This is a genomic window from Pseudomonas sp. NPDC096950, assembly GCF_044762525.1.
GTDB lineage: Bacteria > Pseudomonadota > Gammaproteobacteria > Pseudomonadales > Pseudomonadaceae > Aquipseudomonas.
The window spans coordinates 1-3,805 of sequence record NZ_JBIWEL010000025.1 but is presented as its reverse complement, the minus strand read 5'-3'; the positions used below and the strand labels follow the sequence as shown (position 1 = coordinate 3,805).

5 protein-coding genes are annotated in these 3,805 nt (G+C 58.0%); 1 reads left to right on the top strand and 4 read right to left on the bottom strand.

Translation table 11 applies throughout. The annotated features are described in order from the left end of the window. Nucleotides 1–186: 30S ribosomal protein S20 (gene rpsT / locus ACIQY3_RS27950; RefSeq protein ID WP_403026222.1), on the top strand; the 186-nt coding region annotated here is incomplete at its 5' end. Nucleotides 187–387: 201 nt separating this feature from the next. Here the strand turns inward: rpsT and ACIQY3_RS27945 are convergent. The 4 genes from ACIQY3_RS27945 to rpmA all read right to left on the bottom strand — a co-directional run bounded on the left by ACIQY3_RS27945 (nt 388) and on the right by rpmA (nt 3,799). Next, nucleotides 388–852, bottom strand: coding sequence for a CreA family protein (locus ACIQY3_RS27945; RefSeq protein ID WP_010467533.1), 465 nt, complete (start codon nt 850–852; stop codon nt 388–390). Between the two features lie 12 nt (nt 853–864). Further along, nucleotides 865–1,983: a glutamate 5-kinase gene (gene proB / locus ACIQY3_RS27940; protein ID WP_403026435.1), complete on the bottom strand. Its 1,119-nt coding sequence runs from the start codon at nt 1,981–1,983 to the stop codon at nt 865–867. Between the two features lie 123 nt (nt 1,984–2,106). Then, a complete protein-coding gene (gene cgtA / locus ACIQY3_RS27935; protein WP_054616669.1) occupies nt 2,107–3,330 on the bottom strand; it encodes an Obg family GTPase CgtA in 1,224 nt (407 codons plus the stop codon). A gap of 193 nt (nt 3,331–3,523) precedes the next feature. Beyond that, a complete protein-coding gene (gene rpmA, locus ACIQY3_RS27930; RefSeq protein ID WP_046048788.1) occupies nt 3,524–3,799 on the bottom strand; it encodes a 50S ribosomal protein L27 in 276 nt (91 codons plus the stop codon). Between the last annotated feature and the right edge of the window lie 6 nt (nt 3,800–3,805).

The following is a 3,805-nucleotide window of genomic DNA, read 5'->3' as shown; positions in this document are numbered from 1 at the left end:
ATCAAGAATGTAGTTAAGGCCATCGACGCAAAAGACGCTGAAAAAGCTCAAGCTGCTTACGTTCTGGCCGTGCCAGTTATCGACCGTATGGCCGATAAAGGCATCATCCACAAGAACAAGGCTGCTCGTCATAAGAGCCGCCTGAACGGTCACGTCAAGGCTCTGAACCTTGCTGTTGCCGCTTAAGCGATAAGCTTGTTGAAAAACCGACCTCAGGGTCGGTTTTTTATTGCCTGCGATTTGGCAAATGCGGCGCAAAAAAATGTGGGAGCGAGCCTGCTCGCGAATGCGGTGTATCAGTCGGCATCTATGTCGACTGACACTCCCTCTTCGCGAGCAAGTCGAATCGTCGCACCGACGCTCCCACATTTTTGGATCTTTGTTAACTTATTGAGCGTGCGTCCACGGCAGAATCGGAATCGCCGTCACCGCGTTCTGCGGGCTACCCTCGATCAACCGATCGCTGTAGACCAGGTACACCAGTGTATTGCGCTTCTTGTCCAGGAAGCGCACCACCTGCATGGTCTTGAATACCAGCGATGTGCGCTCCTTGAACACCTCATCACCATCCTTCAATTCACCCTTGAAGCTGATCGGCCCGACCTGACGACAAGCGATGGACGCCTCGGCGCGATCTTCAGCCAGGCCCAAACCGCCCTTCACGCCGCCCGTCTTGGCGCGGGACAGGTAGCAAGTCACACCTTCAACCTTGGGATCGTCGAAAGCCTCGACCACAATGCGATCATTCGGCCCGACGAATTTGAACACCGTCGACACCTGACCAATCTCTTCTGCCGATGCCAACAACGGCATCGCCAACAACAAGCCCAATAATCCCTTTGCTACGCGCATTCCAGTTTTCCTTCAGACCAGGATCAGGTTATCGCGGTGAACCAGTTCCGGCTCCGCCATGTAACCCAACAGACCGACAATCGCATCAGACGATTGGCCGATAATTTTTTGCGCCTCAAGGGCGCTGTAATTGGCCAGGCCGCGAGCAATTTCTCGACCGTCCGGCGCCACGCAAACCACCATTTCGCCACGGCGGAAACTGCCCTGGACCAATTTGACGCCTACCGGCAACAAACTTTTATTGCCTTTTGACAGTGCGGTCACCGCCCCCGCGTCCAGCACAAGGGTGCCACGGGTTTGCAGATGCCCCGCCAGCCATTGCTTGCGCGCCGCCAACAGACCACGCTCAGGCGACAGCAAGGTGCCGATGCGCTCGCCCGCCTTGAGGCGATCCAGCACACGCTCAATGCGCCCACCGACGATGATGGTGTGCGCACCCGAACGCGCTGCCAGCCGCGCCGCACGCAACTTGGTTTGCATCCCGCCACGACCCAGCGCACCACCGGTGCCACCGGCCACCGCATCCAGCGCCGGGTCATCGGCGCGAGCTTCGTAAATCAGGCTGGCGTCAGGGTTGTTGCGCGGATCAGCGTCGAACATGCCATCGCGATCGGTCAGGATCACCAGCAAGTCAGCTTCGACCAGGTTGGCCACCAGCGCCGCCAGCGTATCGTTGTCGCCGAAACGGATTTCGTCAGTAACAACGGTGTCGTTCTCGTTAATCACCGGGATCACCTTGAGGTCGACCAACGCACGCAAGGTGCTGCGGGCGTTCAGGTAGCGCTTGCGATCAGACAGGTCGTCATGGGTCAGGAGAATCTGCGCGGTATGCCGGCCATGCTCACCAAAGCTCGACTCCCAGGCCTGCACCAGCCCCATCTGACCGATAGCGGCAGCCGCCTGCAATTCATGCATTGCACTGGGTCGCACGGTCCAGCCCAGACGGCTCATGCCAGCCGCCACCGCCCCGGAGGACACCAGCACCAACTCGACGCCCGCCTCATGCAAGGCCACCATCTGCTCAACCCAGACACCCATTGCCGCGCGATCCAGGCCCTTGCCGTCCGCCGTCAGCAAAGCGCTGCCGATCTTCACGACCCAACGCTGCGCACCTGTCACCTTGCTCCGCATCATCTTCAACCTTAGTTTGAGGACAGCGCGACCCAGCGCTGCCCGTAACGTTATTCGTGACTACCGATTTCCAGATACTAAAACGCCGCTCCAGTGAGCGGCGTTTAAGTTTATCGCAACGAATCAGTCACGCACGTAAATGATTTCCGGACCGTCTTCGTCATCCACATCTTCTTCGTCCCAATCATCGTCGCCGATGTCATGGACCGACTTCACGCCGCTACGGCGCAGGGCACGCTGGTCATCCAGGGCCTGCAGCTGTGCACGGGCTTCGTCTTCGATGCGCTGATCGAGTTCGGCCAGCTCTTCTTTGTAGGCCGGGTCAGCAGCCAGGCGATCGGCACGATCTTCCAGATAACGCATGATGTCGTGACACAGACGCTCAGTGCCCAACTTGGAGATTGCAGAGATCACGTAGACCGGACCGGTCCATTCCAGGCGATCAACGATCTCCTTGACGCGCTCTTCGTGCTCTTCCTCAAGGATCTGGTCGCACTTGTTCAGCACCAACCAACGATCACGCTCAGCCAGGGACGGGCTGAACTTGGTCAGTTCGCTGACGATTACTTCTGCAGCGTCCGGAGCACTGGTGTCATCCAGCGGCGCCATGTCCACGAGGTGCAGCAACAGGCGGGTACGCGACAAGTGCTTGAGGAAGCGAATCCCCAGACCCGCGCCATCGGAAGCACCTTCAATCAGGCCCGGAATGTCGGCGACCACGAAGCTTTTCCAGCGATCGACACTGACCACCCCCAGGTTCGGCACCAGAGTGGTGAACGGGTAGTCGGCGACTTTCGGCTTGGCGGCCGATACAGCGCGGATCAGGGTACTTTTACCGGCGTTCGGCAAGCCCAGCAGGCCAACATCAGCCAATACCTTCATTTCCAGTTTCAGGTCACGCGCTTCACCCGGCTTACCCGGAGTGGTCTGGCGTGGAGCCCGATTGGTACTGGATTTGAAACGGGTGTTACCCAGACCGTGCCAGCCGCCATGAGCCACCAGCAGACGCTGGCCGGCCTTGGTCAGGTCGCCGATGATTTCCTGGGTTGCGGAGTCGATAACGGTGGTGCCGACCGGTACGCGCAGTACCAGCTCTTCGCCTTTCTTGCCGGTGCAGTCGGTGCTGCCGCCGTTGGAACCACGCTCGGCATCGAAGTGCCGGGTGTAACGGTAGTCCACCAGGGTGTTGAGGTTTTCGTCGGCAACCATGTAGACCGAGCCGCCATCACCGCCATCACCGCCGTTCGGGCCGCCGTTTTCAATAAACTTTTCGCGACGGAAGCTCATGCAACCATTGCCGCCGTCGCCGGCCTTTACTCGAATCGATACTTCATCAACAAACTTCATAACAAAACGCCTCTCGTCATACGGACGAGCCGAAAAAAACTAGACATAAGACTCTTGCAAAAATGAGCGCAGCGACCTCAATCAACGACCGCAAATCCAGCGCTGGAGCCCATCACAAACAGCTTTGCAAGAGACTCACCCCACAAACGAAAAAGCCCCGTCGCGAGACAGGGCTTTTCCAGCAACTACGTAATTATGCCGCGACGACTGCAGTCTTCGGAACAATGCTTACGTAACGGCGATTGAAAGCGCCTTTTACTTCGAACTTGATCACGCCGTCGATTTTAGCGAACAGAGTGTGATCTTTGCCCATGCCAACGCCGTAGCCAGCGTGGAATTGGGTGCCGCGCTGACGCACGATGATGTTGCCCGGAATGATAACCTGGCCGCCATACATCTTCACGCCAAGGCGTTTGGCTTCTGAGTCGCGACCGTTGCGGGTACTACCACCAGCTTTTTTGTGTGCCATGAGTCA